Source organism: Polaromonas sp. 39-63-25, from assembly GCF_002278925.1.
Taxonomy (GTDB): domain Bacteria; phylum Pseudomonadota; class Gammaproteobacteria; order Burkholderiales; family Burkholderiaceae_C; genus Polaromonas.
Genome location: NZ_NCJH01000015.1, coordinates 132,635 through 159,451 on the forward strand (window position 1 = coordinate 132,635; position 26,817 = coordinate 159,451).

Below are 26,817 nucleotides of genomic sequence, written 5' to 3' on the forward strand. Positions count from 1 at the left end.
CTCCTCATGCGCGCTGCTCGAATTCCCGGTCCCTGGCACCGATCACCCCGGCGGCCAGATCGGCCAGCTCCCGCGTCAGCAAGGCCAGGATGTCCTCCATCGTGACGACACCCGTCAGCCGGCCCGACTCATCGACGATGACCAGCCGTCGCAACCGGTGCCTGCGCATCAGTGCCACCGCGTCCATCGCATCCATCTCGGGGGTCGCCTGGACTAGTTCGACGGACATGATGTCTCCGGCGGTAAACACCTCGGGATCCAGCCCTTCGGCCATCAAGGCGAGCACCAGATCCCTGTCGGTCAGGATGCCGACCGGTCGGCTCTTTTGCGCAGCATCGACAACGACAAGCGCGCCGACATGGTGCTTGCGCATCAGCTGGGCGGCCACCAACGCCGAGGTCTCGGGCTCGACCACAGCCACCACGGCGGTTGCAAAGTCTTTCAAACGAGTGGGCATCTTCAGCTCCTTTTCGCCGCCTGGAGGCTTCTTTGTGGCGATACTGCAGCTTATGCCTTTCCCGGCGCCTGCATTGTTGATCCAGCGCAAATACACGGGTTGGTCAACCTGGCGGCTGCAACAGCCGTTAAACGCAGGACATCCCGGTGCACGGGAGGGATCACCTGCTTCAACCATCCATTTTGAGGAGCTTCCCGATGTTCAAGAAACTGTTGGCCTTTGTCGCCACCATGTATGTCGCCATGGCCTTTGCCGCGGTTGACGTCAACACCGCCACCTCGGCCGAACTTGACGCCATCAAGGGCATCGGTCCGGTGAAGTCGGCGCTGATCATCTCCGAGCGCAAGAAAGCGCCGTTCAAGGACTGGAATGACTTTGTGACCCGCGTCAAAGGTGTGGGCACCGACAGCGCCGCCAAGTTTTCCGCCGATGGCCTGACCGTCAACGGCACCAGCTACAAGGCCGGCGCCAAGGCCGACAAGAAAGCCGACAAGCCGATGACTGAAAAAGCCAAGGATGCCGCGGTCGCCACCAAAGACACCGTCAAAGGTGCTGCCATTGCCACCAAGGACGCGGCCAAGGAAACCGCGAAGGACGTCAAGGCCGCGGTGACGCCCAAAACCGACACCAAGACCGAGCCCGCCAAGAAGTAAACGCCACGCGCTTGTGAGTCAACCCGCCTTGCGCGGGTTTTTTCATGCCTTTTCGGCCTCCAGTCCTTATCCCACAAGCGCAAGCAGCTATCAAAAACAGAGCAATTCAGTGAATGTTCCAGGTCAGGCCGGCGCGGTGTACCGGGCCACAAAGCCGCGGTCGATGCGGTCTTTCAGGTGCCACACCCAGCGCCCTTCCACGTGCAACTGGCCCCAGGCGGCTATCGCGTAACGCCCGCCACAGGAAATCAGGTTCAGCGTGCGCCCGGGTGGCGCGTAAGGCAGCAGCGGCTGGCCCTGCCATGCAGCGCGCAGGTTGGCCAGCAGGGGCGGCCCGGCACGTACCGCATAAACACCGCTGCGCGGATGCGGCGCATCGATGCGGCTGGCCACATCGCCGGCCGCAAACACATGGGCATGGCTGGTGCTTTGCTGAAAGCGGTTGACGGCCACGAACCCGGCGTCGTCCAGTGCCAGCCCGCTGCCGGCCAGCCAGCCCGGCGCCTGGGCGCCGACGGCCAGCAAGGGGGCGTCGCAGGCCAGGCGCGCGCCGCCGGCCAGTTGGACTTCCCCGGCCGACATGCCCACACAGGCATCAGGCAGCACCGTGATCTGCAGGCGCCGCAGGGCCTGCACCACCCGGCGCTGCACACCGGCCGGGTAGTTCCAGGCCGGCGGCGGGCCGCCGGTCACCAGGCTCACGTGGCCACCGGGCGGGTAGTCGGCACTCCGAAGCGTATGGGCTGCGGCCATGGCCAGTTCCAGCCCCGCCGCGCCCGCCCCCACCACCACCAGATGAATCGGCCGGCTGCGACCCAGCGCCGCCACCTGGGGCCACAACTGGCCGAAGGCTTCGATGGGCCGCACAAACAGCGCGTGTTCGCGCGCGCCGGGCATCTGCGCCTCGATGCTTTCGCGGTCCATCACCGGCCCGGTGTTGATGCTCAGCCAGTCCCAGGCCACGGTGTCACCGCTGGCCAGCGTCACGGTTTTCGCCTCGGCATCGAGAGCCACGCCGCTGCCCTCAATGTAACGGGCACCGCAACCCGCCAGCAGGCCCGCCAGCGGAATGACACATTGGTCCAGGCTGTAATGCCCGGCCACAAAACCCGGCACCATGCCGGAATACAGCTGGCGCGGGTACGGGGCAATCACGGTGATGTTCAGATCGGCCGGCCGGTTTTGCGCCAGGCTGTGCAGCACATGCACATGGGCATGGCCGGCGCCCAGCAGCACCAGGTGTTTCAGGCCCGGTCGTGTATTCGAAGGGAAAGTCATGGGGACAGTGTGACATCCCCGACATGGCCCACGCTGCGACCACCGGTGTTGTCGGCATCGGCGCCCACCAGCACGGCCTGTAGTGGCGGCACCGTATCACTTTCATCGCCAAAGGCGCGGCGGAAATCAGCCGCCAGATCGCGCGAATGAGCCACCCACTGACCCAGGCGCTGCTCGCCGCTGTCCAGCACGATGAAACGCACGCGCGCGCTGTAGGCATTGGGCAGCAGGGTGCCCGGCGCCAGCGTGCCGTCCCAAACGTAACACAGGACGGCCGACGGCAGCTTCTCGCCGCTGGCCGCGCGCGCCAGGCGCAGCAGGTTGCGCTCGATCAGGCCGAGCCTGGCCAGCGGCAGGTCAAACAGCGCACACACCTTGAGCGGGCTGTCGTCGCCCTCACGGCGGCGCAGATCGCCCCCGCGCAGCGCCTCGTCCAGCCGCCAGCGCCAGCGCAGCTGCAGCCCGGCCTCGGGCACCGCCGCAGGCAGGTCATGCACCAGGTTGCCATACGATTTGTCTGCCTCGACCCGCAGCACCTTGCGCCCGTCCAGCTCGACCAGGGCATAAGTGGTCAGCGGGATCTTGCCGCCCGGCACGCCCACCACGCGCCAGGGCGCAGGTGGCAGCGCTCCAGTGGCCGATGAAAACGCGGAGAGGCCCGGTCCTGCCGCCTGCGCCTGCGCCTGGGCCAGGGGCAGCAGCAGTCCGGCGAGCCGCACCGCCAGCCAGCGCTTCATGTCAACCCCGCTTCCAGTCGTGGTAGCGGCGCACCCATTCGAGCAGTCGGTGGGGCTGGTGCGCGCGTTTCCATTCGCCGGCCGCGTATTTGTTGGCCTCGGCCAGCGTCGGGTAGGTGTGGATGGTGGAGAGGATCTTGTTCAACCCCAGGCCGTGCCGCATGGCCAGCACATACTCGGCCAGCAGGTCGCCGGCATGGGTGCCGACAATGGTCACGCCCAGAATCGTGTCCTTGCCCGGCACCGTCAACACCTTGACGAAACCGCGCGCCTCGCCGTCGGCAATGGCTCGGTCCAGGTCGTCCATGCCATAACGGGTCACTTCAAAGGCGATGTTTTTCTCCCGCGCTTCCTGTTCGTTCAGGCCGACACGCGCCACCTCCGGGTCGATGAAGGTGGTCCAGGGAATGACCGAGTAATCGGCCTTGAACAGCCTGAACTCGCCAAACAGCGCGTTGACCGCGGCGTACCAGGCCTGGTGCGCCGCCACATGGGTGAGCTGGTAGGGCCCGGCCACGTCGCCCGCCGCATAGATGTTGGGGTACATGGTCTGCAGGTAGTCGTTGGTGTCCACCGTCCGCTGCACCGGGATGCCGAGTTCTTCCAGCCCGTAGCCCTCCAGCCGTGCGACCCGCCCGACGGCGCAGATCAGCTGGTCAAAGTCCAGCCGCTGTTCGCTGCCGCCGTGTTCGACGACCAGGGTTTTCACGCCATTCGAGGTTTCGCAGCGCAAGGCCTTGTGGCCGGTCAGCACCGACACACCATCGGCGGCCAGCGCCTGGCGCGCCAGTTCCGACACCTCCACATCTTCACGCAACATCAGGCGCGGCGCCATCTCGACCTGCGTGACCTGCGAACCCAGCCGGGCAAAGGCCTGCGCCAGTTCACAGCCTATCGGTCCGCCGCCGAGGATCACCAGGCGCCGGGGCACTTCGTCGAGTTGCGAAAAAGCCTCCCACAGGGTGTCGCTGGTCACATAGCCAGCCTCTTCCAGCCCCGGCAAGGGCGGTACCAGAGGCCGGGCACCCGCTGCGATCACGATGCTGCGTGTTGTCAGGATCTGGGTGCCGCCGTCGTTGAGGGTGATCTCCACCCTCCAGGGGTTGACGATGCGCGCATGGCCTTGCAGCACCTCCACACCCAGGCCGGTGTAACGCGCGACGCTGTCATGCGGTTCAATGGCGCGGATGACCGCCTGAATCCTCTGCATCACCGCCTTGAAACTGAACACCGGCGTGCTGTTGCTCAGGCCATAACTGGCACCATGACGCATCTGCTGCGCCAGCTTGGCGCTGCGGATCAGCGCCTTGGACGGCACGCAGCCATAGTTCAGGCAGTCGCCGCCCATCTTGTGGGCTTCCACCAGCGTCACTTTGGCCTTGACCACCGCAGCGATGTAGGCCGAGACCAGACCACCGGCGCCGGCGCCGATCACGATGAGGTTGCAGTCAAAGGACGTGGGGCGCACCCTGGCCCAGCGTGCATAGACCTTGCGGCGCTTGAGAAACTGCAGCAGCTTGTTGACGACCAGTGGCAACAGACCAAGCAGCACAAAGGAGCCGATCAGCGCCGGCGAGGCAATCGACTGCAGCGAATCGATCTTCGCGATCTGCGTGCCGGCATTCACATACACCACGGCGCCGGCCAGCATGCCGAGCTGGCTGACCCAGAAATAGGTCCAGGTTCTGATGCGGGTCAGCCCCATGAGCAGGTTGAGCGCAAAAAACGGCACGACCGGGATCAGCCGCAGCGAGAACAGGTAAAACGCACCCTCTTTCTTTATGCCCTTGTTGATCTCGTCCAGCCGCTTGCCAAAACGGGCCTGGATGCTGTCCCGCAGCAGGTAACGCGCCGCCAGCATGGCCAGCGTCGCCCCCAGGGTCGAGGCGAAAGACACCACGATGGTCCCGAGCACCAGACCAAAACCGGCGCCAGCCGCCAGTGTCATGATGACGGCGCCCGGCAGCGACAAGCCGGTGACGGCAACGTAAACCGCAAAAAACACCAGCGTCACCCACACCGGCTTCTGCTCAAAAACCGCCTGGAAAGACATCTGGCTCTGCTTGAGGAAAGCCAGGCTCAAATAACGGCCCAGATCCAGCGCAAAAAAGGCGCCTATGCCCGCCAGCAGCAGCACGGCAATGACAAGTTTGCGTGAATTCAAGTCCGTCCCCGGTGTGTGTTCTGTAGATGTTGTCGGGCGAAAACGCCGATTCTTACAAAACCAGGCGTGGGCGGTGTAAGAAATCCCGCCCGGCAGCGACCAAGCAGGAAAATGGGTTTAACGCGAGGCTAACACTGCTTCCTCAAAATCCGCTCAAAATCCCTGTCTGAGCCTGACATTCACCCATCCCCAAGGAAATCCCCCACATGACCCAGGCACTGGTAGGCATCATCGGAGGCAGCGGCCTCTACCAGATGGACGCGTTGCAGGACGCGCAAGAGCATGTGATGGACACGCCCTTCGGCGCGCCCTCCGACGTGCTGGTCACCGGCAGCGTCCACGGCGTTCCAGCCGTGTTCCTGGCCCGTCATGCGCGTGGCCACCGCCTGCTGCCCTTCGAAGTTCCGTACCGCGCCAACATCCACGCCATGAAGCAGCTCGGCGTGCGTTACATCGTCTCGGTGTCGGCCGTGGGTTCGCTGCGCGAGGATTTCAAGCCGCTGGACATGGTGCTGCCCGACCAGTTCATCGACCTGACCAAGCGCCGGGACAGCACTTTCTTCGGCCAGGGCGCGGTCGCCCATGTCTCCATGGCCCAGCCGGTCTGCCCCGCTGCCGCCGGCGTGCTGGCGCGTGCGGTGCGCAGCGTGCTGGCTGCCGATGCCTCCGGCCACGGCGTCACCCTGCACGAAGGCGGCACCTATGTGTGTATCGAGGGGCCGCAGTTTTCCAGCCTGGCCGAATCCCATTGGTACCGCAGCATGGGCGCGGGCGTGATCGGCATGACCAATATGCCCGAGGCCAAACTCGCCCGCGAGGCACAGATCGCCTACACCACACTGGCCATGGTCACCGATTTCGATTGCTGGCACCCGCGCGAGGCGCAGGTGAACGCCAACATGGCGCTGGCCAACCTGCTGAAAAATGCGGGCCGCGCCCAGCAGGTGGTGGCCGAGGCGATACGCCTGCTGGGAGCCGAGCAACCGGCCAGCGAGGCCCACACCGCCTTGCACAACGCGCTGGTCACCCAGCCCGACGCCATGGCCCCCGAGGTGCGCGCACGCCTGGCCGCGTTGCTGCCCTGACTTTTGATGGACATCCGCTTATGCACGACACCCTCCCCTTGTTGAAAAAAACGCCCTTCCCGGCCATCCGCCGCGGCAAGCTCGACACCTTGCAGGTCAACCTCGGCTACCAATGCAACCAGAGCTGCCTGCATTGCCATGTCAACGCCGGTCCGAACCGCACCGAAATGATGGATGCGGACACCCTGGCACTGATCCCGCAGGTGCTGGTCGCGCGCGGCCTGGGCACGCTGGACCTGACCGGCGGCGCGCCCGAACTGCATGAGGGCTTTCGCGAGCTGGTGCGCACTGCGCGCGCGCAGGGTGTGCGTGTGATCGACCGCTGCAACCTGACCATCCTGCTCGAGCCCGGGCAGGAAGGGCTGGCCGAATTCCTGGCAGAGCAAGGCGTGGACATCGTGGCCTCCATGCCCTGCTACTCGGCCGCCAATGTCGACAAGCAGCGCGGTGAAGGTGTGTTCGACCTCAGCATCGCGGCCTTGCAAAAACTCAACCGGCTCGGCTACGGCCAGGCCGGTTCCGGCCTGTCGCTGAACCTGGTCTACAACCCACAGGGCCCGTCGCTGCCGCCCGACCAGCAGGCGCTGCAGGCCGACTACAAGCGCGAGTTGCTGGCGCATTTCGGCATTGTGTTCAACGAGCTGTATGCGCTGACCAACATGCCCATCCAGCGCTTTGGCTCGACCCTGGTGTCCAAGGGCACGTTTGACAACTACATGGACCTGCTCAAGGGCAGCTTTCAGGAACAGAACCTGGCCGGCGTGATGTGCCGCAACACCGTCAGCGTGGACTGGCAGGGCTGGCTGTCGGACTGCGACTTCAACCAGCAGCTCGGCCTGCCGCTGGGCACCTCGGGCCTGCAGCGCCATCTGCGTGACCTGCTCGGCAGCGGGATCGATGAGCAGCCCATCCGTGTGGCGGGCCACTGTTATGGCTGCACCGCCGGCCAGGGCAGCAGTTGCGGCGGCGCGCTGGAGCACTGAGCCGCCATGGCAGCGGCGCGCCTATCCGTGGTTTTGCCCGTGCTCAACGAAGCCGCGGGCCTGGGTGACGCCCTGCATGCGCTGGCACCGCTGCGGGCACGCGGCGCCGAGCTCATCGTGGCCGACGGCGGCAGTAGCGACCGCAGCGCCGCGCTGGCGACAGCCGGCGGCGCACAGCTTGTCCACGCGCCGCGCGGCCGGGCGCTGCAGATGAACGCGGGGGCCGCGCAGGCCAGTGGCGATGTCTTGCTGTTTCTGCACGCGGACACCGTGCTGCCCGACGGCGCCGACGCGCTGATCAGCGAAGCCCTGGCCGGCGGCTCGCGCGTCTGGGGCCGTTTTGATGTGGCCATCACCGGCCGCCCCCCCATGCTCAAACTGATCGCCGCCCTGATGAACCTGCGCTCGCGGCTGACCGGCATCGCCACCGGCGACCAGGCGATGTTCATGACGCGCGCGGCCTTCGAGGCCGTGGGCGGCTTCCCGGCCCAGCCGCTGATGGAAGACATCGAGATGTCCCGGCGCCTGCTCAAACTGTCGCGCCCGGCCTGCCTGAACGCCAAAGTGCAGACCTCGGGCCGGCGCTGGGAAAGCCGCGGCGTCTGGCGAACCGTGCTGCTGATGTGGCGCTTGCGTTTTGCCTACTGGCGCGGCGCAGCGCCCGAGCGGCTTGCGGACCTCTACCGGTGAACGCGCCATGACCCGCCTGGTGATTTTTGCCAAGGCGCCCCAGTCTGGCGCCGTCAAGACGCGGCTGATCCCGGCGCTGGGTGCGGACGGCGCAGCGGCGCTGGCGCGTGCCATGCTGGCGCACACGCTGCAGCAGGCCCTGGCGGCGGGCCTGGACGCGGTGGAGCTGTGTATGAGCCCGGCGCCCGGTGACTTGGCCTGGCAGGGCGTGGCGCTGCCTGAAGGTGTGGACTACACGGCGCAGGGCGACGGCGACCTCGGTGAACGCATGGACCGTGCGATACAGCGCGCCCTCGCCCTGCACCCCGGCCCGGTGCTGCTGATCGGCACCGACTGTCCGGCACTTGGCAGCGCGCACCTGCGCGAGGCGGCCCGGCAACTGGCGCAACACGACGCGGTGCTGCTGCCGGTGGCCGACGGCGGTTATGTGCTGATCGGCCTGCGAGCGCCCTGCCCCGCCATCTTCAGGCAGATGGCGTGGAGCACATCCACCGTCGCTGCCGAAACACTGCAGCGCCTGAGCGCGCTGGGCCTGCGCGTCTGGCAGGGGCCGGTGCTGCACGACATCGACGAAGCGGCGGACCTGGCCCACCTGCCGGTCGGCTTCGTGGTCCAAAACATCAAACCAAATCGGCCTCCAGCCCAATCAGTACAAGCGCCACCAGCTCCTGATTTCATAGCAAATTCATTTCCGGAAGAACGCCCATGAGCAACGACAACAACAGCAACACCTACGACATCGTCACCGACTACTACGGCCGCCAGCTGCAGGGCACGGCAGACCTCAAGACCAGCGCCTGCTGCGACGTCAGCAGCATGCCCGAGTGGCTCAAGCCGCTGCTGGCGCGCATCCATCCCGAGGTGCTGTCGCGTTATTACGGCTGCGGCCTGGTCTGCCCGCCGCTGCTGGAGGGCTGCCGCGTGCTCGACCTCGGCTGCGGCTCCGGCCGCGACGTGTATGCGCTGGCACAACTGGTCGGGCCCACCGGCTCGGTGGTCGGCGTGGACATGACCGATGAACAACTGGCCGTGGCGCGCACGCACCAGGCCCACCATGCGGCGCTGTTCGGCTACGACAATGTCGCGTTTCTGCACGGCTACATCGAACGGCTGGACGAACTCGGCCTGGCGCCCGGCAGCTTCGACGTGATCGTCTCCAACTGCGTGGTCAACCTCTCACCCGACAAGGACGCGGTGCTCGCCGGCGTGCAGCGCCTGCTCAAGCCCGGGGGCGAGTTCTACTTTTCCGATGTGTATGCCGATCGCCGCGTGCCGGCCGCGGTCAAAAACGACCCGGTGCTGTATGGCGAATGCCTGGGCGGCGCACTGTACTGGAAAGACTTCGAACGCCTGGCGCAAGGCCACGGCTTTGCCGACCCGCGCCTGGTGGAAGACCGGCCGCTGGACATCACCGACCCGCAACTTGCGGCGCGCACCGGCAACTTGCGCTTTTATTCGGCCACCTGGCGGCTGTTCAAGCTGGCCGCGCTGGAGACCGCTTGTGAAGACTATGGCCAGGCGGTGATTTACCAGGGAAGCATCCCCGGCCAGACGGGCCGCTTTGTGCTCGACAAACACCACGACATCCAGACCGGCAAGGTGTTCCCGGTCTGCGGCAACACCTGGCACATGCTGCAGGGCACGCGCCTGGCGCCGCACTTCAGCTTCATCGGCAACTTCGACACGCACTATGGCATTTTCGAAGGCTGCGGCACCAGCCTGCCGTTTGACGGCGCGCCGGGCAGCATCGCCAGCGTTTGCGGGCCGGCTGGCTGCTGCTGATTTGCGTCAAACCACGGGGTAGCTACCGATCGCCGTCGCCCTGTTTCTGACCTCGACAACAATCGTCCTGCAGTCTGCCTGCCCCGAGGTGTTTGACCCCAGGCCGGGGAGTACCCCGGCGGTCGCACCGGGCCTGCGCAACAAGCCATTCCTGATGAAAAGCAGCCCCGTCGCGTCAGCCCATGCGCGATATTCAGCTATTATTTATTTAGCATTTGGTGACGCAAGGCGCCACCCACCTCCACCACCGAAGGACTCCATTGACCTCTGAACTGCCCCTCGAAGTTCTTCCCCGCGACCTGTCCGCCTACCGGGCGGGCAACACCGGCATCGACTACGTTCACCGCTTCGCCTCGGGCCGGCCCGGCCCGCACCTGCTGGTCAACGCACTGACCCACGGCAACGAGATCTGCGGCATGGTCGCGGCCACGCATCTGCTGGATGCCGGCATCCGGCCGCTGATCGGCACGCTCACCGTCAGCTTTGCGCATATCGAGGCCTACAACGCATTCAACCCCGACCAGCCCTACGACAACCGCCAGGTGGTTCACAACCTCAACCGCGTCTGGTCGGACGAGTGGCTGGACGGCCCCGAAGACAGTCCCGAGCTGCGCCGCGCACGCGAGTTGCGCCCGGTGATTGCAGCGGCCGACCACATCCTGGACATCCACTCGACCTCGCAGGCCGTGGAACCCTTCTGGGTCTACCCCGCCTTCGAGCGCAACGCGGCCGTTGCGCAAGCCATAGGCAGGCCGGCTGTCCACCTGGTGATGCCGGACGGTTTGGGCTCAGGCACCCCCCTGATCCAGCACGGTCGCCATGGCCAACAGGGCAGCAACGCCGGCGCGGCGCTGGTGGTGGAATGCGGCCAGCACTTCGCCCAAAGCTCGGCCGATGTGGCGACCCAGGTGACGCTGGACTTCCTGGCCCACTTCGGCCTGATCGAACACACCGCCGCGCCTTCCGCCCTGCCCGCGCAACGCCGCTTCGAGCTGCTGCAAACCCGCATGGTGCTGACGAGCGAGTTCCGCTTCGTCAAGCCCCTGCTCGGTTTTGAGACCTTCCACAAGGGCGAGCTGATCGCCACCGACGGCAATGCGGAAGAAGTGCGTTCACCGTGCGACGGCTGCACGGTGTTCATGCCGACCCGGGAGCCGATTGTCGGGCGCGAAGCGGTGTATCTGACGCGGGCGATGTGAGGGGTCTTGCCACGAAGTGAAGGAACTTCGAAGCGGGACAACGCCACGTCAGAAGGCCATGAAAGCACGGGTAACGACGGCAGACGCCACCGGCGTGGACGCAGCCCCGCCTTACACCAGCGCAATCAAGTCCGTCACCCCCACGTCCACGCCGGCCTGCATCAGCAGCGTGGTCGCCTGCCCGCGGTGGTGCGTCTGGTGGTTGAAGAAATGCGTCATCGCCTGCCAGGCCGGGTGGGCGCGCGGCACGCCCTTGCTGTTGCTGTAGGTCATGGTGAACTGCGGATAGCCCTCGGGCATGTCCGCCACCCAGGCCTCGATCGCGGCATCGAGCTGCTCGCGCTTGGCGCGCAAGGCGGGCCAGTCGTCAAACGGCACGGTGTCCAGCCGGCTGCCCGCCGGCAGATCCAGCACGGCCCCGTTCAGGCTGGCGAACGTGACGCCGTGGTCCAGGCCGCACTGCGCAAAACGCCGCAGCCAGATCTGGTCAGCCACCACCAGGTGATTGAGCGTGCGGTGAAGGGATCCGAAAAAAGCACCGCGCTCGCGTTTTCGTTCTTCGTCGCCCAGGGTATCGCAGGCGTCGAACAGGCGCTGGTTCATCCAGCGGTTGTACTTTGCCAGAAAGCGGTAGTTGTCCGCAAATGCCGCATCCATGCCCGTCACTCCTGAATTGATAGCTGCCTGCGCCCGTGGAATAAGGGCCGAAAGCGTTTTTTACCACACATCAGCAAATGAAGCCTCGCCTCATGGCTTGCCGAAGCCGCCGCCGCCCGGCGTGTGGATCTCAAAGATGTCACCGGGCAACATCTCTGCCTGACCGATGTGCTCCAGCGCCTCGATCTGCCCGCCGGCGCGCACCACCACATTGCGGCCGACCTGGCCCGGCTCACCCCCGGCCATGCCAAACGCGCCGTGTTTGCGGCCGTTCGACAAAATGCTCGCGGTCATGGGTTCGAGAAAACGCACGCGCCGCACGCCGCCGTTGCCGCCGTGCCAGCGCCCGGCGCCACCCGAGCCCTGGCGGATCTCGTAACTCTCCAGCCGCACCGGGAAGCGGAACTCCAGCACCTCGGGGTCGGTCAGGCGCGAGTTGGTCATGTGGGTCTGCACCACCGACGTGCCGTCGAAGCCATCGCCAGCACCGCTGCCGCCCGAGATGGTTTCGTAATACTGGTGCCGCTCGTTGCCGAAGGTGAAGTTGTTCATGGTGCACTGGCTGGCGGCCATCACGCCGAGTGCGCCATACAGCGCATTGGTGATGCAGGTAGAGGTTTCCACGTTGCCCGCCACCACCGAGGCCGGTGGGTTCGGGTTCAGCATGGAGCCGGCCGGGATGATGACCTTGAGCGGTTTCAGGCAGCCCGCGTTGAGCGGAATGTCGTCGTCCACCAGCGTGCGGAACACGTAGAGCACCGCCGCCATACACACCGCCGTGGGGGCATTGAAGTTGTTGCTTTGCTGGGGCGAGGTGCCGGTGAAGTCGATCTCGGCGCTGCGGTTTTTCGTGTCCACCCGGATCGCCACCTGGATCTGCGCGCCGTTGTCCAGCGGCAGCGTGAAAGCGCCGTCCTTCAGCCGGGTGATCACGCGGCGCACCGACTCCTCGGCGTTGTCCTGCACATGGCGCATGTAGGCCAGCACCACCTCCAGGCTGAAGGTGTCCACCATCTTGCGCAGTTCCTGCACGCCTTTTTCATTGGCGGCGACCTGCGCCTTCAGATCGGCCATGTTCTGCTGCGGGTTCCTCGAAGGGTATTGACCGCTTTTCAGCAGCGCCACCATCTCGGCTTCGCGCAGCACACCGCGTTCGACCAGCTTGACGTTGTTGATCTGCACGCCCTCTTCCTCGATGCGTGTCGAAAACGGCGGCATGGAACCCGGCGTGGTGCCGCCGATGTCGGCATGGTGACCGCGCGAGCCGACATAAAAGGTCGGCAGGTCCGCGTTGCCCAGGTAGACCGGCGTGATCACCGTGATGTCGGGCAGGTGCGTGCCGCCGTGATAGGGGTCGTTGAGCACATAGACGTCGCCCGGCTGCATTTTTCCGGCGTTCTCGCGGATCACCGTCTTGATGCTTTCACCCATGGAACCCAGGTGCACCGGCATGTGCGGCGCATTGGCAATCAGGTTGCCTTCGGTGTCGAACAACGCGCAGCTGAAGTCCAGCCGCTCCTTGATGTTGACCGAGTAGGCGGTGTTCTGCAACTGCAGGCCCATCTGCTCGGCGATGTTCATGAACAGGTTGTTGAATACCTCCAGCAGCACCGGATCCACCGTCGTGCCGGCTGCAAACTTGATCGCACGCTCCGCGCGCCGGTCCAGCACCAGATGGTCCAGTGCCGTCAGCGCGGCCTCCCAGCCGGGTTCGACCACGGTGGTCGCGTTTTTCTCGGCAATGATGGCCGGGCCGGAAATAATGTCGCCCGGCTGAAGATCCTCACGCACCACCAGCGCGGCATCGTGCCACTGGCCGCCCGAATACATGCGTACCGTTTCCCGGCGCGGCACTTCACGTGGTTCGTGCGTGTGGTGGCGTGGCTCAGCCGGCGCATCGCCAGCGACAACAGCCTCAACCGACACGGCTTCGACCACCAGACCCTTGCCCTGCATCAGAAAGGCAAAACGCTGTCGGTAGGCGGCTTCAAAACTCGCCTCGATCTGGTCCAGCGTGCCGAAGGGAACCACCAGCGCCGAGTCGCTGCCCTCGTAGCGCACATGCACGCGGCGGTGCATGGTGATGGGCCCCAGGCTGACCTGCTGGCGCTGGAGTTCGACCTGCGCCGTCGTTGCAAGGCCTTCGAGCGTTGCGGCAATTTCGGGCACAGCTGACTCAGTCAGCTTGAGCTCCACCGCTTGTTCACGGATCACGTTCTGGTCAGCCAGACCCATGCCGTAGGCGCTGAGCACGCCGGCGAGCGGGTGCACAAACACCCTGGTCATGCCCAGCGCGTCGGCCACCAGGCAGGCGTGCTGCCCGCCGGCGCCGCCGAAACACTGCAGGGTGTAGCGCGTCACGTCGTACCCGCGGGCGACAGAGATCTTCTTGATGGCATTGGCCATCTGCTGCACCGCGATGTTGATGAAACCTTCGGCCACGACCTCGGCGCTGCGCCCGGTCTGGCCGGCCAGTTCGTTGAACTGCGTTTCCACCGCCTCGTAACTGAGCGCTTCATCGGCATTCGGGCCGAACACCTTGGGAAAATAACGCGGCTGCACCTTGCCCACCATCACGTTGGCATCGGTCACGGCAAGCCGGCCGCCGCGGCGATAGCTGGCCGGGCCGGGGTTGGCACCGGCGCTCTGCGGCCCGACGCGGAAGCGCTCGCCGTCGAACTTCAGCAGCGAGCCGCCGCCGGCCGCCACGGTGTGAATGCTCATCATGGGTGCGCGCATGCGCACGCCGGCGACCTGGGTTTCAAACTCGCGCTCGAACTCCCCGGCGTAGTGCGAGACATCGGTGGAGGTGCCGCCCATGTCGAAGCCGATCACCTTGGTATGGCCGGCTATCGCCGCGGTGCGGGCCATGCCGACAATTCCGCCTGCCGGCCCGCTCAGGATCGCGTCCTTGCCCTGGAACACATGGGCGTCGGTCAGTCCCCCCGAAGACTGCATGAAAAACAGCTTGACTCCGGGCATCTCGCCGGCGACCTGCTCTACATAGCGGCGCAGGATGGGCGAGAGGTAGGCATCGACCACGGTCGTATCCCCGCGGCTGACGAATTTCATCATCGGGCTGGTCTCGTGCGAGGTGCTGATCTGCGTGAAACCCACGTCCTGCGCAATCCGCTTTGCCGCCTTTTCATGGTCGGTGTAGCGGTAGCCGTGCATGAAAACAATCGCAACGCTGCGCAGCCCTTTCTGGTACTGCGCCAGCAGCTCCTGCTTTAATAGCGTTTCGTCGAGCGCCTGCAGCACATCACCCTGGGCCCCGACCCGCTCGTGCGCTTCCACCACGGCGCTGTAGAGCAGCTCGGGCAGCACGATGTGGCGGTCAAACAGCCGCGGCCGGTTCTGGTAGGCGATGCGCAGCGCGTCGCGAAAGCCGCGCGTCGTCACCAGCAGGGTTGGCTCACCCTTGCGTTCAAGCAAGGCATTGGTGGCCACCGTGGTACCCATCTTCACGCAGTCGACCACATCGGCGCGAATCGGCTCGCCCGCCTTCAGGCCCAGAAGGTGGCGGATGCCGGCCACGGCGGCATCGCGGTACTGCTCGGGGTTCTCCGACAGCAGCTTGTGCGTGACCAGCGAACCGTCGGGGCGTTTGGCCACGATGTCGGTGAATGTGCCGCCGCGGTCTATCCAGAACTGCCAGCGCTTCTTTTCCATTGCCATTGCCGTTGCCGTTTCGGTTGCCATGTTCGTTACCTTGATGGTTTCTTAAAGGGAGGCTGCAGCCCGCGCAGCCTGGTCATACATGCCGGAGAGCACACGCAGCAGACGCGCCAGCTCGCCAATATCGCGGTTCAATCCGTCATCTGCATTCATCGCATCAATCAGGCAGGACTCACGGATCTCGCGGTAGCGCTGCACATGGGCACGGCCCGCTTCCGTCGATGCGTAGGTGACCTCCTTGCCGTTTTTGCTCGACTCAACCACTCCCAGGTTGAGCAGCTTCTTGAGCGAATAGTTGATCAGGTGCGTGTCTTCGACGTTCATGATGAAACAGATGTCCGCCAGCCGCTTGTCTCGCGCGCGGTGCGTCACATGGTGGAGCACCAGAACATCGAGCGGCGTCAGGTCCTTGAGGCCGGCAGCACTCATACAGTGCACGATCCACCGATGAAAGGCGTTGCCCGCCACGATCAGCCCGAATTCAAACTCACTCATCTCCGAACTGTGCGGCGATACCAGGTGCGCAGAAGAAACAATGGGCGAGCGCTCCGGGCTCGCAGCCTTATCGACCGGCTTTTTTGACATGACCCCACTCCTGTTGGCATTGATGTTGCATGCGGCAGATTGTAGGCAGATGAATGACAATTTATCAACGAATTGTTGACACTTAGGGGAAACACCCATCATCATCCCCTCTTTAGCCGCGTAAAGTCCGTCCCATCAACTCAACCAATGGAGTCACCATGAAGCTTCGCCTCTTGACCCTTGCCACCAGCCTGGCCCTTGCCACCGGCGCCACCTTTGCCCAGACCAAGTGGGACCTGCCCGCCGCCTACCCCGCCACCAATTTCCACAGTGAAAATCTGGTGCAGTTCGCCAATGACGTGGACAAGGCCAGCGGTGGCAAGCTCAAGATCACAGTCCACGCCAACGCATCCTTGTTCAAGGCGCCCGAGATCAAGCGTGCCGTACAGGGCGGCCAGGCCCAGGCCGGCGAAATCCTGCTGGTCAACTTCCAGAACGAGTCGCAACTGTTTGGCGCCGACGGGCTGCCCTTTCTGGCCGACAGCTACGACTCGGCCATGAAGCTGTATCAGGCGCAAAAACCGCTGCTCGAAAAGAAACTCGGCGAACAGGGCATGGCCCTGCTTTACGCCGTGGCCTGGCCCCCGCAGGGCATCTATGCCAAGAAGCAGCTGAACGCCGCCGCCGACCTCAAAGGCGTGAAATGGCGCGCCTACAGCCCGGCCACGGCGCGTATCGCCGAGCTGGTGGGTGCCCAGCCCGTGACCATCCAGGCCTCCGAGCTGTCACAGGCGCTGGCAACCGGCGTGGTCGAGTCTTACATGTCCTCAGGTTCCACCGGCGTGGACAGCAAGACCTACGAACACCTCAAGTTCTTCTTCGACACCCAGGCCTGGTTGCCGAAAAATGCGGTCATCGTGAACAAGGCCGCCTTTAACGCGCTGGACGCGGCCACCAAACAGGCCGTGCTCAAGGCGGCCGCCGAGGCTGAAGTGCGCGGCTGGGCAGCGTCCAAACGTGTCAACACCGCGTCGCTGGACACGCTCAAGGCCAACGGCATGAACATCGTCACGCCCTCGCCGGCCCTGAAGGCCGACATGAAAAAAGTCGGCGACGTGATGCTCAAGGAATGGCTGGACAAAGCCGGCCCTGAAGGCCAGGCGCTGGTTGACGCCTACCGCAAATAAATAGCCGCGATGCGCAAGCTGCTAGACGGCATTTACAACAGCGCCGCCGCCCTGGCGGCGCTTTTTTTGGTGGGTCTGCTGGTCATGGTGCTGCTGTCCATCGTGAGCCGGCAACTGCATTTCCATGTTCCGGGCACCGACGCCTACGCGGGCTACCTGATGGCCGGCAGCGGCTTCCTCGCGCTGGCGCACACCCTCAAGCGCGGCGAACACATCCGCGTGACGCTGCTGGTCAACGCCCTCAAAGGCCGCTGGAAAAAAGCGCTGGAACTCTGGGCCCTGGCCGCGGCCACCTTGCTGGCCCTGCTGTTTGCGGTCTACAGCTGCAAGCTGGCCTGGCAGTCGCGCGTGTTCAACGACATCTCCACCGGAAGCGATGCCACGCCACTCTGGATACCCCAGCTTGCCATGGCCTTTGGTGCGGTCATCCTGGTGATTGCCTTCATCGACGAGCTGGTGCTCGAGATCCGGGGCCGCCGAACAGCCGTCACCAGCAGCGAAGCGCTGCGCAACGAATAAGGATTCCATGAACGACCTGACCATCATGGCCATGCTGGTGCTCTCCCTCTTCTTCATCCTGGGCACCGGCGTCTGGATCGGCCTGACGCTGTCGGGCGTGGCCTGGATAGGCATGCAGCTGTTCACCACCCGTGTGGCCGGCGACGCCATGGCCGTCACCATCTGGGGCTCCGCCTCAAGCTGGACCCTGACCGCCCTGCCGCTGTTTGTCTGGATGGGCGAGATCCTGTTTCGCACCCGGCTCTCGCAGGACATGTTCAAGGGCCTGGCGCCCTGGATGCAGGCCTTGCCCGGACGCCTGCTGCACACCAACGTGGTGGGTTGCACCATTTTTGCAGCGGTGTCGGGCTCCAGCGCGGCCACCTGCGCCACCATCGGCAAGATGACGCTGCCTGAACTCAAGCGCCGCGGCTATCCGGAACACATGATTGTCGGCACGCTGGCCGGCGCCAGCACCCTGGGCCTCCTGATCCCGCCGTCCATCATCATGATTGTGTATGGCGTCTCGGCCGAGGTCTCGATTGCCAGGCTGTTCATTGCGGGCGTGTTGCCCGGCCTCCTGCTGGCCTTGCTGTTTTCGGGCTACATCGTGGTCTGGGCGCTGCGCAACCCCGGCCAGATTCCCCCGGCCGACGCAAAAACGACGTTTCTGCAGAAGCTCTCGGCCTCACGCGCGCTGATTCCGGTGGTGCTGCTGATCGCCTCGGTGCTGGGCTCCATCTACTCCGGCATTGCCACGGCCACCGAGGCGGCAGCCATCGGCGTGGTGGGCGCCCTGGTCATCTCTGCGCTGCAGGGCTCCATGAGCTGGAGCACCTTCCGCGAAGCCCTGATGGGCGCGACGCGGCTTTACTGCATGATCGCGCTGATCCTGGCCGGCGCGGCCTTTCTGACGCTGTCCATGGGCTACATCGGCCTGCCGCGCCACCTGGCCGAATGGATTGCCTCGCTGGGCCTGAGCCAGGGCCAGCTGATCCTGGCGCTGACCTTCTTCTTCATCGTGCTCGGCTGCTTTCTCGACGGTATCTCCATGGTCGTGCTGACCATGGGCGTGCTGATGCCCACCATCCAGAAAGCCGGCATCGACCCGATCTGGTTCGGCATCTTCATCGTGCTGGTCGTCGAGATGGCGCAAATCACCCCGCCGGTCGGCTTCAACCTGTTTGTGCTGCAGGGCATGACCGGCCGCGAGCTGCCCTGGATCGCCAAGGTCACCTTGCCGATGTTTTTCCTGATGTGTGCGGCCATCACCCTGGTCTATGTCTTTCCGGGCATCGTCACCTGGCTGCCGCAGCAGATGAGCCGCTAGAACCTCACCGCCAGCGTCAGGCCAGGCATCGGCCTGCCAAAGGCCTTGGACAGCGCAAAGGTTTGCCGGCGGCCTGCACCAGGGCCGCTCTATAGAATCAGGCGAGATGCCCCTCGTCCTGCTCGTCGCCCTTCCCTTTATTGCCAGCGTGCTGGCCACCCTGTTACCGGCCAACGCCCGCAACCGGGAATCGACGCTGGCAGGCCTGGTCGCCCTGGGGTGCGCCTTGCAGGTGGCCTGGCTGTTCCCGCAGCTGGCCGGCGGCAACGTGATCCGGGAAGAGATCGAATGGGTGCCGGCGCTTGGCCTGAACCTCGTGCTGCGCATGGACGGTTTTGCCTGGCTGTTCTGCATGCTGGTGCTCGGCATAGGCGCGCTGGTCGTGCTGTACGCGCGTTATTACATGTCGGCATCGGACCCGGTGCCCCGCTTCTTCTCGTTTTTCCTGGCCTTCATGGGTTCCATGATGGGCGTGGTGCTGTCCGGCAACCTGGTGCAGATGGTGATGTTCTGGGAGCTCACCAGCCTGTTTTCCTTCCTGCTGATCGGTTACTGGCACCACCGGCGCGACGCGCGGCGCGGCGCCCGCATGGCGCTGACGGTCACCGGCGCCGGCGGCCTGTGCCTGCTGGCCGGTGTGCTGGTACTGGGGCGCATCACAGGCACCTACGACCTGGACCTGGTGCTGGCCTCGGGCGACGAGATCCGGGCGCATCCGCTGTACACCGTGGTGCTGGTGCTGGTGTTGCTGGGCGCCTTCACCAAAAGTGCCCAGTTCCCGTTTCACTTCTGGCTGCCGCGCGCGATGGCCGCACCGACCCCGGTGTCGGCCTACCTGCACTCGGCCACCATGGTCAAGCTCGGGGTGTTCCTGATGGCGCGCCTGTGGCCGGTGCTCTCCGGCACCAGTGAATGGTTCTGGCTGGTCGGCGGCGCCGGCGCCATCACGCTGTTGCTGGGCGGCTTCATCGCCATGTTCCAGCGTGACCTGAAATCATTGCTGGCGTATTCGACCATTTCCCACCTCGGCCTCATCACCCTGCTGCTGGGGCTGAACAGTCCGTTGGCCGCGGTGGCCGCGGTCTTCCACATCATGAACCACGCGACCTTCAAGGCCTCGCTGTTCATGGCGGCCGGCATCATCGACCACGAAACCGGCACGCGCGACATCCGCAAACTCAGCGGCCTGATGCGGCTGATGCCCATCACCGGCACGCTGGCGGTGATTGCCAGCGCCTCGATGGCGGGCGTGCCGCTGCTCAACGGCTTTCTGTCCAAGGAAATGTTTTTTGCCGAGACGGTGTATATCCAGTCCACAGGTTGGCTCAACTGGGGCCTGCCCGTCATCGCCACCCTGGCGGGCATGTTCAGCGTGGCCTATTCGGCGCGTTTTGTTTTCGACGTTTTTTTCGGCCCGCCCTGCGGACCCGATGTGCCGCGCACACCGCACGAGCCGCCGCACTGGATGCGTGTGCCGGTCGAGCTGCTGGTGCTGGTCTGCCTGGTCGTGGGTGTTGCACCGCACTGGTCGGTGGGCCCGCTGCTGGCCGAAGCGGCCCGGCCGGTGGTAGGCGGCACCTTGCCGGCCTACAGCCTCGCGGTCTGGCACGGTTTGAACCTGCCGCTGCTGATGAGTTTTGTCGCGATGGCCGGCGGCGCCGCGCTCTACCTGCTACAGCGCCGCGGCCGCGCGCTCGGCCATCTGGCGCACACACCGCTGCTGCACCGTTTTGACGGTCAGCGCATTTTCGAGAACGTGCTGGCGCGCGTCAGCGAGGCCGGCCGGCGCAGCCGCTACCTGCTGGGTACGCGGCGCCTGCAATCTCAACTGCTGCTCCTGCTGGTGATCGCGCTCGCGGGTGCCGCGGCCGCGCTGTGGCTGACGCCTGCCGTACGCGGCAAACGCGAGCTGCTGGCCTTTTCACCGATGTTTGCCATGACCTGGGTCATAGGCGCGGCCTGTGCCGTCGCCGCCGCCTGGCAGGCCAAGTTCCACCGCCTGGCCGCGCTGATGCTGGCCTCGGGTGCCGGTCTGGTGTGCTGCATCACCTACATCTGGTTTTCGGCGCCCGACCTGGCACTGACCCAACTGGCGGTGGAAACCGTCACCACGGTGCTGCTGCTGCTGGGCCTGCGCTGGCTCCCCATGCGCAAGGTGGCCATCCAGCCCATGCAGACGCGCCTTCGGCTGTGGGGCCGGCGCGGGCGCGACCTGACCATCGCCGTTTTGGCCGGCGCCGGCATGGCAGCCCTGTCATGGACGGTGATGACGCGGCGTTTTCCGGAAAGCATTTCCCCCTTCTTTCTCAAGCGCGCGCTCACCGAGGGCGGCGGTACCAATGTGGTCAACGTGATGCTGGTGGACTTCCGCGGCTTTGACACTTTCGGCGAAATCACCGTGCTCGGCGTGGTGGCCCTGACGGTGTACGCGCTGCTGCGCCGCTTCCGCCCAGCGATCGAGTCCATGGCCCTGCCGGCGCAGCAGCGCGCGCAGGTCGACGACGGCAGCAGCGACCTGCTGAACCCGCGCCGTGCGGTGGACACCGCTGTCGGCTACCTGATGGTGCCGGCCGTGCTGGTGCGTTTGCTGCTGCCGGTGTCGGTGCTGGTGTCGGCGTATTTCTTCATGCGCGGCCACAATGCGCCGGGCGGCGGTTTTGTCGCCGGCCTGGTGATGTCGATCGCGCTGCTGCTGCAGTTCATCGTATCCGGCACCGAGTGGGTGGAAGAACACCTGCGCATCTACCCGCGCCGCTGGATCGCCCTCGGCCTGCTGCTTGCGCTGGCCACTGGCGGCGGCGCGGTGGTGCTGGGTTACCCCTTCATGACCACCCACACCGCCCACCTGCATTTGCCGCTGCTGGGCGGCCTGCACGTGCCCAGCGCGCTGTTTTTCGACCTCGGCGTGTTCGCTATCGTGCTGGGGTCCACCATGCTGATTCTCACGGCACTGGCCCACCAATCGGTGCGCAGCCACCGCTGGGTCGAAGAGCAAAACGAGCGCCAGGCCGCTGCCGAAGCGAAGGCAAGCTCCGAAGGAGAACCCGCCTGATGGAAATCGTCCTCGCCCTCGGCATCGGCGTGCTCACCAGCTCGGGCGTGTACCTGCTGCTGCGCCCGCGCACCTTCCAGGTCATCATGGGCCTGACCCTGATCTCCTACGCGGTCAACCTCTTCATCTTCAGCATGGGCCGCCTCAAGCTTGACAGCGAGCCGGTGCTGGTGCCCGGCATCACCGCCACGCTGGCCAACACCGCCGACCCGATGCCGCAGGCGCTGGCGCTGACGGCCATCGTCATCGGTTTTGCGATGACGGCCCTGTTCCTGGTGGTGATGCTGGCCTCGCGCGGCCTGGCCGGCACCGACCATGTGGACGGCAAGGACGACGCGGGGGATGACACCAGCGTGCATGTGAAGGGAGCGCCCGAATGAGTGAACTCCTGCACTGGCTGGACCGCCTGCTCGAGGCCACCATGCCGCACCTGGTGGCCGTGCCCATTCTCGTTCCCATGCTGACCGCCGCGCTGATGCTGCTGCTGGGCGAACACCGGCGCCGCACCAAGGCAGCGCTCACCGTGGTCTCCGGCCTGATCGGCCTGCTGGCCGCGCTGGCACTGCTGCGCTGGGTCAATGCGGTGGACACCGGCACCGGACCCGGCTCCATCGGTGTCTACCTGCCGGGCAACTGGCGCGCACCCTTCGGCATTGTGCTGGTGGCCGACCGCCTGTCCACGCTGATGGTGGCGCTGACCGGCGTGATCGCCTTCGCCGTGTCGATTTATTCGACTTCGCGCTGGGACCGTGCGGGGGTGCATTTTCACCCGCTGCTGCAGCTGCAGCTCATGGGGCTCAACGGGGCCTTCCTGACCGGCGACCTGTTCAACCTGTTCGTCTTTTTCGAGGTCATGCTCGCGGCCTCTTACGGCCTGTTGCTGCACGGCTCGGGGCGCTTGCGGGTAAGCGCCGGCCTGCATTACATCGCCATCAACCTGGCGGCCTCGTCGCTGTTTCTGGTCGGTGCGGCGCTGCTGTACGGCGTGACCGGCACGCTCAACATGGCCGACCTGGGCCTGCGCATTGCCAAGCTCGATGCGGCCGATCGCGGTCTGGTGCACGCGGCCGCGGCGATTCTGGCCACCGCCTTTTTTGCCAAGGCCGGCGCCTGGCCGCTCAACTTCTGGCTGGTGCCGGCCTACAGCGCGGCGGTGGCCCCCGTCAGTGCGGTCTTTGCGCTGCTGACCAAGCTGGGCATCTACACCGTGCTGCGCCTGTGGACCGTGCTGTTCGCGCCCGACACCGGCGCGTCGGCGCAGTTTGGCCAGGAGGTGCTGCTGGCCATCGGCCTGTCCACGCTGTTCGTCAGCGCGCTGGGCATCACCGGCACGCAGCGCCTGTCGCACCTGGCCGGGTATGCCGTGCTGATCTCCGCCGGCACGCTGCTGACCGCCATCGGCCTGGGACAGCCTGCGGTCTGGGCCGGCGCGCTGTATTACCTGCTCAGCTCGACGCTGGCCGCCAGCGCCTTCTTCCTGCTGATCGACATGATCGAACGCTGGCGCAATGCGGGCGCCAGCATCGCCCCGCATGAGAAAGCAGGCAACGCGCCCTTTCTCTCGGAAGACCTGACCGCCATCGACAACGTGAACCTCGACGACGAACAGCAGGCGCTCTACGGCCGCGAGATCCCGGCCGGCATTGCCTTTCTGGGCCTGTCCTTCGTGGTCTGCACGCTGCTGCTGGCCGGCCTGCCGCCGCTGTCGGGCTTTGTCGGCAAGTTCGCCATGTTGTCGGCCCTGCTGGACACACCCGTGATTTCACCGGCGAAATGGAGCTTTCTGGCGCTGCTGCTGCTGTCCGGCTTCCTGACGCTGGTCGCGTTGAGCCGCGCCGGCATCCGCTACTTCTGGACGCAGCCCGTGAGCAGCATGCCGGCCTTGCGCGCCCTCGAGGTGCTGCCGGTCGCCGCGCTGCTGGCCGCCAGCGTCGCCCTGAGCATCGAGGCCGGCCCGGTCATGCAGCACGCCAACGCCATGGCGCAAAACCTGTTCAAACCCGCCGCCTACCGCAACGCCGTGATGGGCGCCCGGCAGGTGCCAAATCCGCCCACCCCGAAGGTCTCGCCATGATGCGGCGCTGGTTGCCTTCGCCGCCGCTGTCGCTGGCGCTGTTCGTCGTCTGGCTGCTGCTGAACCAGACACTCGATGCGGCCACCTTGCTGATGGCGGCGTTTTTTGCCGTGGCGGTACCTCTGCTGACCCGCAGCCTGCGCCCCGCCACCGTGCGCATGCGCAAACCAGGTGTCGCCCTGCGCCTGGTCGTGCGGGTGATGGGCGACCTGCTGCATTCGGCGCTGACGGTCGCCCGGCTGCTGCTGACGCGGCGCACGGCGGACATCGAGGCCCACTTCGTGGAGATCCCGCTGCAGCTGCGCGACCCGAATGCCCTGGCCATGCTGGCCATGATCTGCTGCCTGACACCCGGCACCGCCTGGGGAGAGTTGTCGTTTGACCGTTCCAGGCTGTTGCTGCATGTATTTGAGGTGAAAGACGAGGCGGCTTTCATCACGCTGATCAAGACGCGTTATGAAGCCCCGTTGATGGAGATTTTCGAATCATGAGCGACTTTCTTTTCTGGGGACTCAAACTCGCCCTCTTCCTGCTGGCCGTCGCCATGCTGTGCGCGGTCGCCCGGCTGCTGATCGGACCGACCGCGCAGGACCGCGTGATGGCGCTGGACTGCCTCTACATCAACGGCATGCTGATGATGCTGGTGCTGGGCATTGTGTACGCCAGCAACGTCTACTTTGAAACCGCCCTGCTGATCGCGCTGTTCGGTTTTTTCGGCTCCACCGTCATTGGCAAGTTTCTGCTGCGCGGCGAGGTGATCGAATGAGCACCGGCTTGCCGCTGTGGGCCGAAGTCCTCACCGCCGTGTTTGCCGTGGTCGGTGCCGCCTTTGCAGCCATCGGCTCTTTCGGGCTGGTGCGGCTGCCGACCTTTTTCCACCGCATCCACGCACCCACCCTGGGCGCAACCGTCGGCGTGTGGTGCATCACCCTGGCGACCATCATCTACTTTTCGGTCCAGGGCGACAGCCTGTTCCTGCGCGCCGTGCTGATCACGCTGTTTGTAGCCCTGACGGCGCCCGTCACGACGATCTTCCTGATGCGCGCCACCCTGTTCCGCGAACGGCAAAAGGGCGGCGCGGTGCCACCGGCCGCAACCTCGGCCCGGGCGCCGGATCAGGATAAGCTTTAACTTTCTCCAAGATCGGACGCACCATGCATGCAGTCATCGCCATCTGTCTGGGTGCCAGCGCCGGCGCACTGGCCCGCTGGGGCCTGGCGCTGTGGCTGACGCCCGGCGGCCTCATTCCCTGGGGCACGCTGGCCGCCAACCTGATTGGCGGCTACCTGATCGGCATCTGCCTGGCCTTTTTTCAGTCCCTGCCGCAGCTCGACCCGGTCTGGCGCCTGATGCTGGTGACCGGCTTTCTGGGCGGGCTCACCACTTTTTCCTCCTTTTCCGCTGAAGTTGTCACCTTCCTGCTGGAAGAGCGTTACGGCCTGGCGCTGGGCACGGCAGCGCTGCATGTGCTGGGCTCGCTGCTCATGACCGTACTGGGCATCAAAACTGCTCTGTTTTTGATAGCTTACCGCGCACAGTAGGCAAGGGCTAGAGCCACTTTTCTTGTGTGACGGCAGCACCGGTAGCCTGTCCGTAAAGTCGCCCATGCCATGAGATCACCGCCGGGTGGACTCGTGCAGTGAAATGGGGCCGCGGTAGCTACCGCGGCCCCATTGCCTTACATCATTTTTTTGATATCGGTGTAGTCACCGCGTGTGCGCAGGATGACCTTGACGTTTGACTTGCCCCGATTGCGCCAGTACCAGCCGTGGTTGCCCGTGAATGCAGCTTCCAGCACGCCTTCATCTGACGCAACCGCACGGCCTTTCTCGTAGCTGATCGACTTGCCCGGCGCATCACCGTGTGTGTCGAAGTTGACCACACCGCCCTCGACGACCCACGAATAGTGAGCTTTGGCGCCCTGGACCATCTTGAGCTTGATTTCCGTGCCCTCTCCTGGAGTCAGGGTAACGGGCATCTCGTCGCGCCATTCCATCTTGGGAGCGGCAGCCTGGGTTGTCTCCTTCGGGGCAGTTGCCACCGTCGAGCTTGCGAGTGATTCGACCGCATTGGCAGTAACCACGCCCCGCGTTGTTCCGGCTGCCGGTGACTGTGTTGCCGACGTCGCGGTGGCAGCATCGGCTGCGGCCTGCGCCGCCAGCTGTTGCTTGACATCGCCCATTTCAGTCAAGCGAAGGACTCGACCGATGCCGGTGGGATCGATGCCGTATTCGGCCGGAAGCACGACGGCAACCAGCAGCACCAGCGCCGAAATGGCGGCCAGGATGGTAGAGCGCACAAGCTGCCTGGAAGAAGGCAGTTCGGCGCGCAGGGGGGTATCGCTGTTGTACATGTTGAATATTCCTTGGGTGTTCAGGACACGAAGTAGCCAGTGAGTTGCATGCCCACCAGAATGAAGCCCGCGCTCATCATGGCGACGTTGGCGGTGTAGGCGTGGCGGATGAAGCTGGGTGTGCGGCGCCAGTAGCTCATGCCGATCAGGATGACCGCCAATGCCAGCAGCTGTCCGATTTCCACACCCACGTTGAAGGCCAGCAGGTTGGGTAGCAGTCCGTCGGGGGAGATCCCGTACTCCTGGATCTTGGTCGCCAAACCAAAGCCGTGAAACAGGCCAAACACCAGGGTCGCGATCTTGGTGTTGGGCTGGAACCCCAGCCATCGCTGGAAGGCACCGATGTTGTCCAGGGCCTTGTAGACGACGGACAGACCGATGATCGCGTCGATCAGGTAGCTGTTGATTCCGACGTTGAAGTAAACGCCCAGGATC

26 protein-coding genes are annotated in these 26,817 nt (G+C 65.1%); 17 read left to right on the forward strand and 9 right to left on the reverse strand.

Going from position 1 to position 26,817, the window contains the following annotated elements; all coding sequences use genetic code 11:
- Positions 1–4: 4 nt before the first annotated feature.
- Positions 5–457: a CBS domain-containing protein gene (locus B7X65_RS17530; protein ID WP_293595581.1), complete on the reverse strand. Its 453-nt coding sequence runs from the start codon at positions 455–457 to the stop codon at positions 5–7.
- A gap of 197 nt (positions 458–654) precedes the next feature.
- Here B7X65_RS17530 and B7X65_RS17535 point away from each other — a divergent pair, with 197 nt between their 5' ends.
- Positions 655–1,110, forward strand: a complete 456-nt coding sequence (locus B7X65_RS17535; RefSeq protein ID WP_293595582.1) for a helix-hairpin-helix domain-containing protein — start codon at positions 655–657, stop codon at positions 1,108–1,110.
- A 123-nt stretch (positions 1,111–1,233) separates the two neighbouring features.
- Here B7X65_RS17535 and B7X65_RS17540 read toward each other — a convergent pair whose 3' ends face one another.
- From B7X65_RS17540 to B7X65_RS17550, 3 genes are read right to left on the reverse strand one after another with little or no spacing between them, the layout of a single operon-like run.
- Complete coding sequence (locus B7X65_RS17540; protein ID WP_293595583.1) at positions 1,234–2,388, reverse strand: FAD-dependent oxidoreductase; 1,155 nt, start codon at positions 2,386–2,388, stop codon at positions 1,234–1,236.
- The gene (locus B7X65_RS17545) at positions 2,385–3,125 is read right to left on the reverse strand and encodes a DUF3047 domain-containing protein (RefSeq protein WP_293595584.1); all 741 of its coding nucleotides are present in this window, start codon (positions 3,123–3,125) and stop codon (positions 2,385–2,387) included. Before B7X65_RS17545 ends, B7X65_RS17540 begins: the two co-directional genes overlap by 4 nt.
- Before the next feature lies 1 nt (position 3,126).
- Positions 3,127–5,289 (reverse strand): FAD-dependent oxidoreductase, encoded by a 2,163-nt coding sequence (locus tag B7X65_RS17550; RefSeq protein WP_293595585.1) that lies wholly within the window; start codon positions 5,287–5,289, stop codon positions 3,127–3,129.
- Between the two features lie 206 nt (positions 5,290–5,495).
- On the opposite strand from B7X65_RS17550, the gene mtnP reads away from it, so the two are divergent.
- The 6 genes from mtnP to B7X65_RS17580 all read left to right on the forward strand — a co-directional run bounded on the left by mtnP (position 5,496) and on the right by B7X65_RS17580 (position 11,028).
- Positions 5,496–6,374 carry an S-methyl-5'-thioadenosine phosphorylase gene (gene mtnP / locus B7X65_RS17555; RefSeq protein WP_293595586.1) on the forward strand — a complete coding sequence of 293 codons (879 nt, stop codon included), beginning with the start codon at positions 5,496–5,498 and terminating at the stop codon, positions 6,372–6,374.
- A gap of 20 nt (positions 6,375–6,394) precedes the next feature.
- Entirely contained in the window at positions 6,395–7,357 is a 963-nt protein-coding gene (arsS, locus tag B7X65_RS17560) for an arsenosugar biosynthesis radical SAM (seleno)protein ArsS (RefSeq protein ID WP_293595587.1), read from the forward strand.
- Positions 7,358–7,363: 6 nt separating this feature from the next.
- Positions 7,364–8,047: a TIGR04283 family arsenosugar biosynthesis glycosyltransferase gene (locus B7X65_RS17565; protein WP_293595588.1), complete on the forward strand. Its 684-nt coding sequence runs from the start codon at positions 7,364–7,366 to the stop codon at positions 8,045–8,047.
- A 7-nt stretch (positions 8,048–8,054) separates the two neighbouring features.
- Positions 8,055–8,756 carry a TIGR04282 family arsenosugar biosynthesis glycosyltransferase gene (locus B7X65_RS17570; protein ID WP_293595589.1) on the forward strand — a complete coding sequence of 234 codons (702 nt, stop codon included), beginning with the start codon at positions 8,055–8,057 and terminating at the stop codon, positions 8,754–8,756.
- Complete coding sequence (locus B7X65_RS17575) at positions 8,753–9,829, forward strand: methyltransferase domain-containing protein (RefSeq protein ID WP_293595590.1); 1,077 nt, start codon at positions 8,753–8,755, stop codon at positions 9,827–9,829. The genes B7X65_RS17570 and B7X65_RS17575 overlap by 4 nt, the downstream gene beginning before the upstream one ends.
- 260 nt (positions 9,830–10,089) lie before the next feature.
- Positions 10,090–11,028: a succinylglutamate desuccinylase/aspartoacylase family protein gene (locus B7X65_RS17580; RefSeq protein WP_293595591.1), complete on the forward strand. Its 939-nt coding sequence runs from the start codon at positions 10,090–10,092 to the stop codon at positions 11,026–11,028.
- Between the two features lie 111 nt (positions 11,029–11,139).
- Here the strand turns inward: B7X65_RS17580 and B7X65_RS17585 are convergent, their stop codons facing one another.
- The 3 genes from B7X65_RS17585 to B7X65_RS17595 form a co-directional block, all read right to left on the reverse strand.
- Positions 11,140–11,685 carry a DinB family protein gene (locus B7X65_RS17585; RefSeq protein ID WP_293595592.1) on the reverse strand — a complete coding sequence of 182 codons (546 nt, stop codon included), beginning with the start codon at positions 11,683–11,685 and terminating at the stop codon, positions 11,140–11,142.
- A 90-nt stretch (positions 11,686–11,775) separates the two neighbouring features.
- Positions 11,776–15,387, reverse strand: coding sequence for a hydantoinase B/oxoprolinase family protein (locus B7X65_RS17590; protein ID WP_293595593.1), 3,612 nt, complete (start codon positions 15,385–15,387; stop codon positions 11,776–11,778).
- Positions 15,388–15,408: 21 nt separating this feature from the next.
- The gene (locus B7X65_RS17595; RefSeq protein WP_293595594.1) at positions 15,409–15,948 is read right to left on the reverse strand and encodes a winged helix DNA-binding protein; all 540 of its coding nucleotides are present in this window, start codon (positions 15,946–15,948) and stop codon (positions 15,409–15,411) included.
- Between the two features lie 158 nt (positions 15,949–16,106).
- Between B7X65_RS17595 and B7X65_RS17600 the strand changes: the two genes are divergently transcribed.
- The 10 genes from B7X65_RS17600 to crcB all read left to right on the forward strand — a co-directional run bounded on the left by B7X65_RS17600 (position 16,107) and on the right by crcB (position 25,570).
- Complete coding sequence (locus tag B7X65_RS17600) at positions 16,107–17,075, forward strand: TRAP transporter substrate-binding protein (protein WP_293595595.1); 969 nt, start codon at positions 16,107–16,109, stop codon at positions 17,073–17,075.
- A 9-nt stretch (positions 17,076–17,084) separates the two neighbouring features.
- Positions 17,085–17,594, forward strand: coding sequence for a TRAP transporter small permease (locus tag B7X65_RS17605; RefSeq protein ID WP_293595596.1), 510 nt, complete (start codon positions 17,085–17,087; stop codon positions 17,592–17,594).
- 7 nt (positions 17,595–17,601) lie between these two features.
- A complete protein-coding gene (locus B7X65_RS17610) occupies positions 17,602–18,903 on the forward strand; it encodes a TRAP transporter large permease subunit (RefSeq protein WP_293595597.1) in 1,302 nt (433 codons plus the stop codon).
- Positions 18,904–19,009: 106 nt separating this feature from the next.
- Positions 19,010–21,955, forward strand: a complete 2,946-nt coding sequence (locus tag B7X65_RS17615; RefSeq protein WP_293595598.1) for a monovalent cation/H+ antiporter subunit A — start codon at positions 19,010–19,012, stop codon at positions 21,953–21,955.
- Complete coding sequence (locus B7X65_RS17620) at positions 21,955–22,335, forward strand: Na+/H+ antiporter subunit C (RefSeq protein WP_293595599.1); 381 nt, start codon at positions 21,955–21,957, stop codon at positions 22,333–22,335. Before B7X65_RS17615 ends, B7X65_RS17620 begins: the two co-directional genes overlap by 1 nt.
- Positions 22,332–24,029, forward strand: a complete 1,698-nt coding sequence (locus tag B7X65_RS17625; RefSeq protein WP_293595600.1) for a monovalent cation/H+ antiporter subunit D — start codon at positions 22,332–22,334, stop codon at positions 24,027–24,029. The genes B7X65_RS17620 and B7X65_RS17625 overlap by 4 nt, the downstream gene beginning before the upstream one ends.
- Positions 24,029–24,520, forward strand: coding sequence for a Na+/H+ antiporter subunit E (locus B7X65_RS17630; protein WP_293595610.1), 492 nt, complete (start codon positions 24,029–24,031; stop codon positions 24,518–24,520). The genes B7X65_RS17625 and B7X65_RS17630 overlap by 1 nt, the downstream gene beginning before the upstream one ends.
- A complete protein-coding gene (locus B7X65_RS17635; RefSeq protein WP_293595601.1) occupies positions 24,517–24,795 on the forward strand; it encodes a K+/H+ antiporter subunit F in 279 nt (92 codons plus the stop codon). Before B7X65_RS17630 ends, B7X65_RS17635 begins: the two co-directional genes overlap by 4 nt.
- Positions 24,792–25,160, forward strand: a complete 369-nt coding sequence (gene mnhG / locus B7X65_RS17640; RefSeq protein WP_293595602.1) for a monovalent cation/H(+) antiporter subunit G — start codon at positions 24,792–24,794, stop codon at positions 25,158–25,160. Before B7X65_RS17635 ends, mnhG begins: the two co-directional genes overlap by 4 nt.
- A gap of 23 nt (positions 25,161–25,183) precedes the next feature.
- Entirely contained in the window at positions 25,184–25,570 is a 387-nt protein-coding gene (gene crcB / locus B7X65_RS17645) for a fluoride efflux transporter CrcB (RefSeq protein ID WP_293595603.1), read from the forward strand.
- Positions 25,571–25,707: 137 nt separating this feature from the next.
- Here the strand turns inward: crcB and B7X65_RS17650 are convergent, their stop codons facing one another.
- Both B7X65_RS17650 and B7X65_RS17655 read right to left on the reverse strand, forming a co-directional pair.
- Positions 25,708–26,382 carry a transmembrane anchor protein gene (locus tag B7X65_RS17650; protein ID WP_293595604.1) on the reverse strand — a complete coding sequence of 225 codons (675 nt, stop codon included), beginning with the start codon at positions 26,380–26,382 and terminating at the stop codon, positions 25,708–25,710.
- A gap of 20 nt (positions 26,383–26,402) precedes the next feature.
- Positions 26,403–26,817 (reverse strand): HupE/UreJ family protein (locus B7X65_RS17655; protein WP_293595605.1); only part of this gene is annotated, 415 nt, incomplete at its 5' end.

Coding starts and splice junctions, on each gene's coding strand:
- crcB (WP_293595603.1), top strand. CDS start 25,184: ATGCATGCAGTCATCGCCATCTGTCTGGGTGCCAGCGCCGGCGCACTG.
- B7X65_RS17565 (WP_293595588.1), top strand. CDS start 7,364: ATGGCAGCGGCGCGCCTATCCGTGGTTTTGCCCGTGCTCAACGAAGCC.
- B7X65_RS17540 (WP_293595583.1), bottom strand. CDS start 2,388: ATGACTTTCCCTTCGAATACACGACCGGGCCTGAAACACCTGGTGCTG.
- B7X65_RS17585 (WP_293595592.1), bottom strand. CDS start 11,685: ATGGATGCGGCATTTGCGGACAACTACCGCTTTCTGGCAAAGTACAAC.
- mnhG (WP_293595602.1), top strand. CDS start 24,792: ATGAGCACCGGCTTGCCGCTGTGGGCCGAAGTCCTCACCGCCGTGTTT.
- B7X65_RS17605 (WP_293595596.1), top strand. CDS start 17,085: ATGCGCAAGCTGCTAGACGGCATTTACAACAGCGCCGCCGCCCTGGCG.
- arsS (WP_293595587.1), top strand. CDS start 6,395: ATGCACGACACCCTCCCCTTGTTGAAAAAAACGCCCTTCCCGGCCATC.
- B7X65_RS17615 (WP_293595598.1), top strand. CDS start 19,010: ATGCCCCTCGTCCTGCTCGTCGCCCTTCCCTTTATTGCCAGCGTGCTG.
- B7X65_RS17535 (WP_293595582.1), top strand. CDS start 655: ATGTTCAAGAAACTGTTGGCCTTTGTCGCCACCATGTATGTCGCCATG.
- B7X65_RS17630 (WP_293595610.1), top strand. CDS start 24,029: ATGCGGCGCTGGTTGCCTTCGCCGCCGCTGTCGCTGGCGCTGTTCGTC.
- B7X65_RS17570 (WP_293595589.1), top strand. CDS start 8,055: ATGACCCGCCTGGTGATTTTTGCCAAGGCGCCCCAGTCTGGCGCCGTC.
- mtnP (WP_293595586.1), top strand. CDS start 5,496: ATGACCCAGGCACTGGTAGGCATCATCGGAGGCAGCGGCCTCTACCAG.
- B7X65_RS17635 (WP_293595601.1), top strand. CDS start 24,517: ATGAGCGACTTTCTTTTCTGGGGACTCAAACTCGCCCTCTTCCTGCTG.
- B7X65_RS17600 (WP_293595595.1), top strand. CDS start 16,107: ATGAAGCTTCGCCTCTTGACCCTTGCCACCAGCCTGGCCCTTGCCACC.
- B7X65_RS17575 (WP_293595590.1), top strand. CDS start 8,753: ATGAGCAACGACAACAACAGCAACACCTACGACATCGTCACCGACTAC.
- B7X65_RS17530 (WP_293595581.1), bottom strand. CDS start 457: ATGCCCACTCGTTTGAAAGACTTTGCAACCGCCGTGGTGGCTGTGGTC.
- B7X65_RS17650 (WP_293595604.1), bottom strand. CDS start 26,382: ATGTACAACAGCGATACCCCCCTGCGCGCCGAACTGCCTTCTTCCAGG.
- B7X65_RS17595 (WP_293595594.1), bottom strand. CDS start 15,948: ATGTCAAAAAAGCCGGTCGATAAGGCTGCGAGCCCGGAGCGCTCGCCC.
- B7X65_RS17545 (WP_293595584.1), bottom strand. CDS start 3,125: ATGAAGCGCTGGCTGGCGGTGCGGCTCGCCGGACTGCTGCTGCCCCTG.
- B7X65_RS17625 (WP_293595600.1), top strand. CDS start 22,332: ATGAGTGAACTCCTGCACTGGCTGGACCGCCTGCTCGAGGCCACCATG.
- B7X65_RS17590 (WP_293595593.1), bottom strand. CDS start 15,387: ATGGCAACCGAAACGGCAACGGCAATGGCAATGGAAAAGAAGCGCTGG.
- B7X65_RS17610 (WP_293595597.1), top strand. CDS start 17,602: ATGAACGACCTGACCATCATGGCCATGCTGGTGCTCTCCCTCTTCTTC.
- B7X65_RS17620 (WP_293595599.1), top strand. CDS start 21,955: ATGGAAATCGTCCTCGCCCTCGGCATCGGCGTGCTCACCAGCTCGGGC.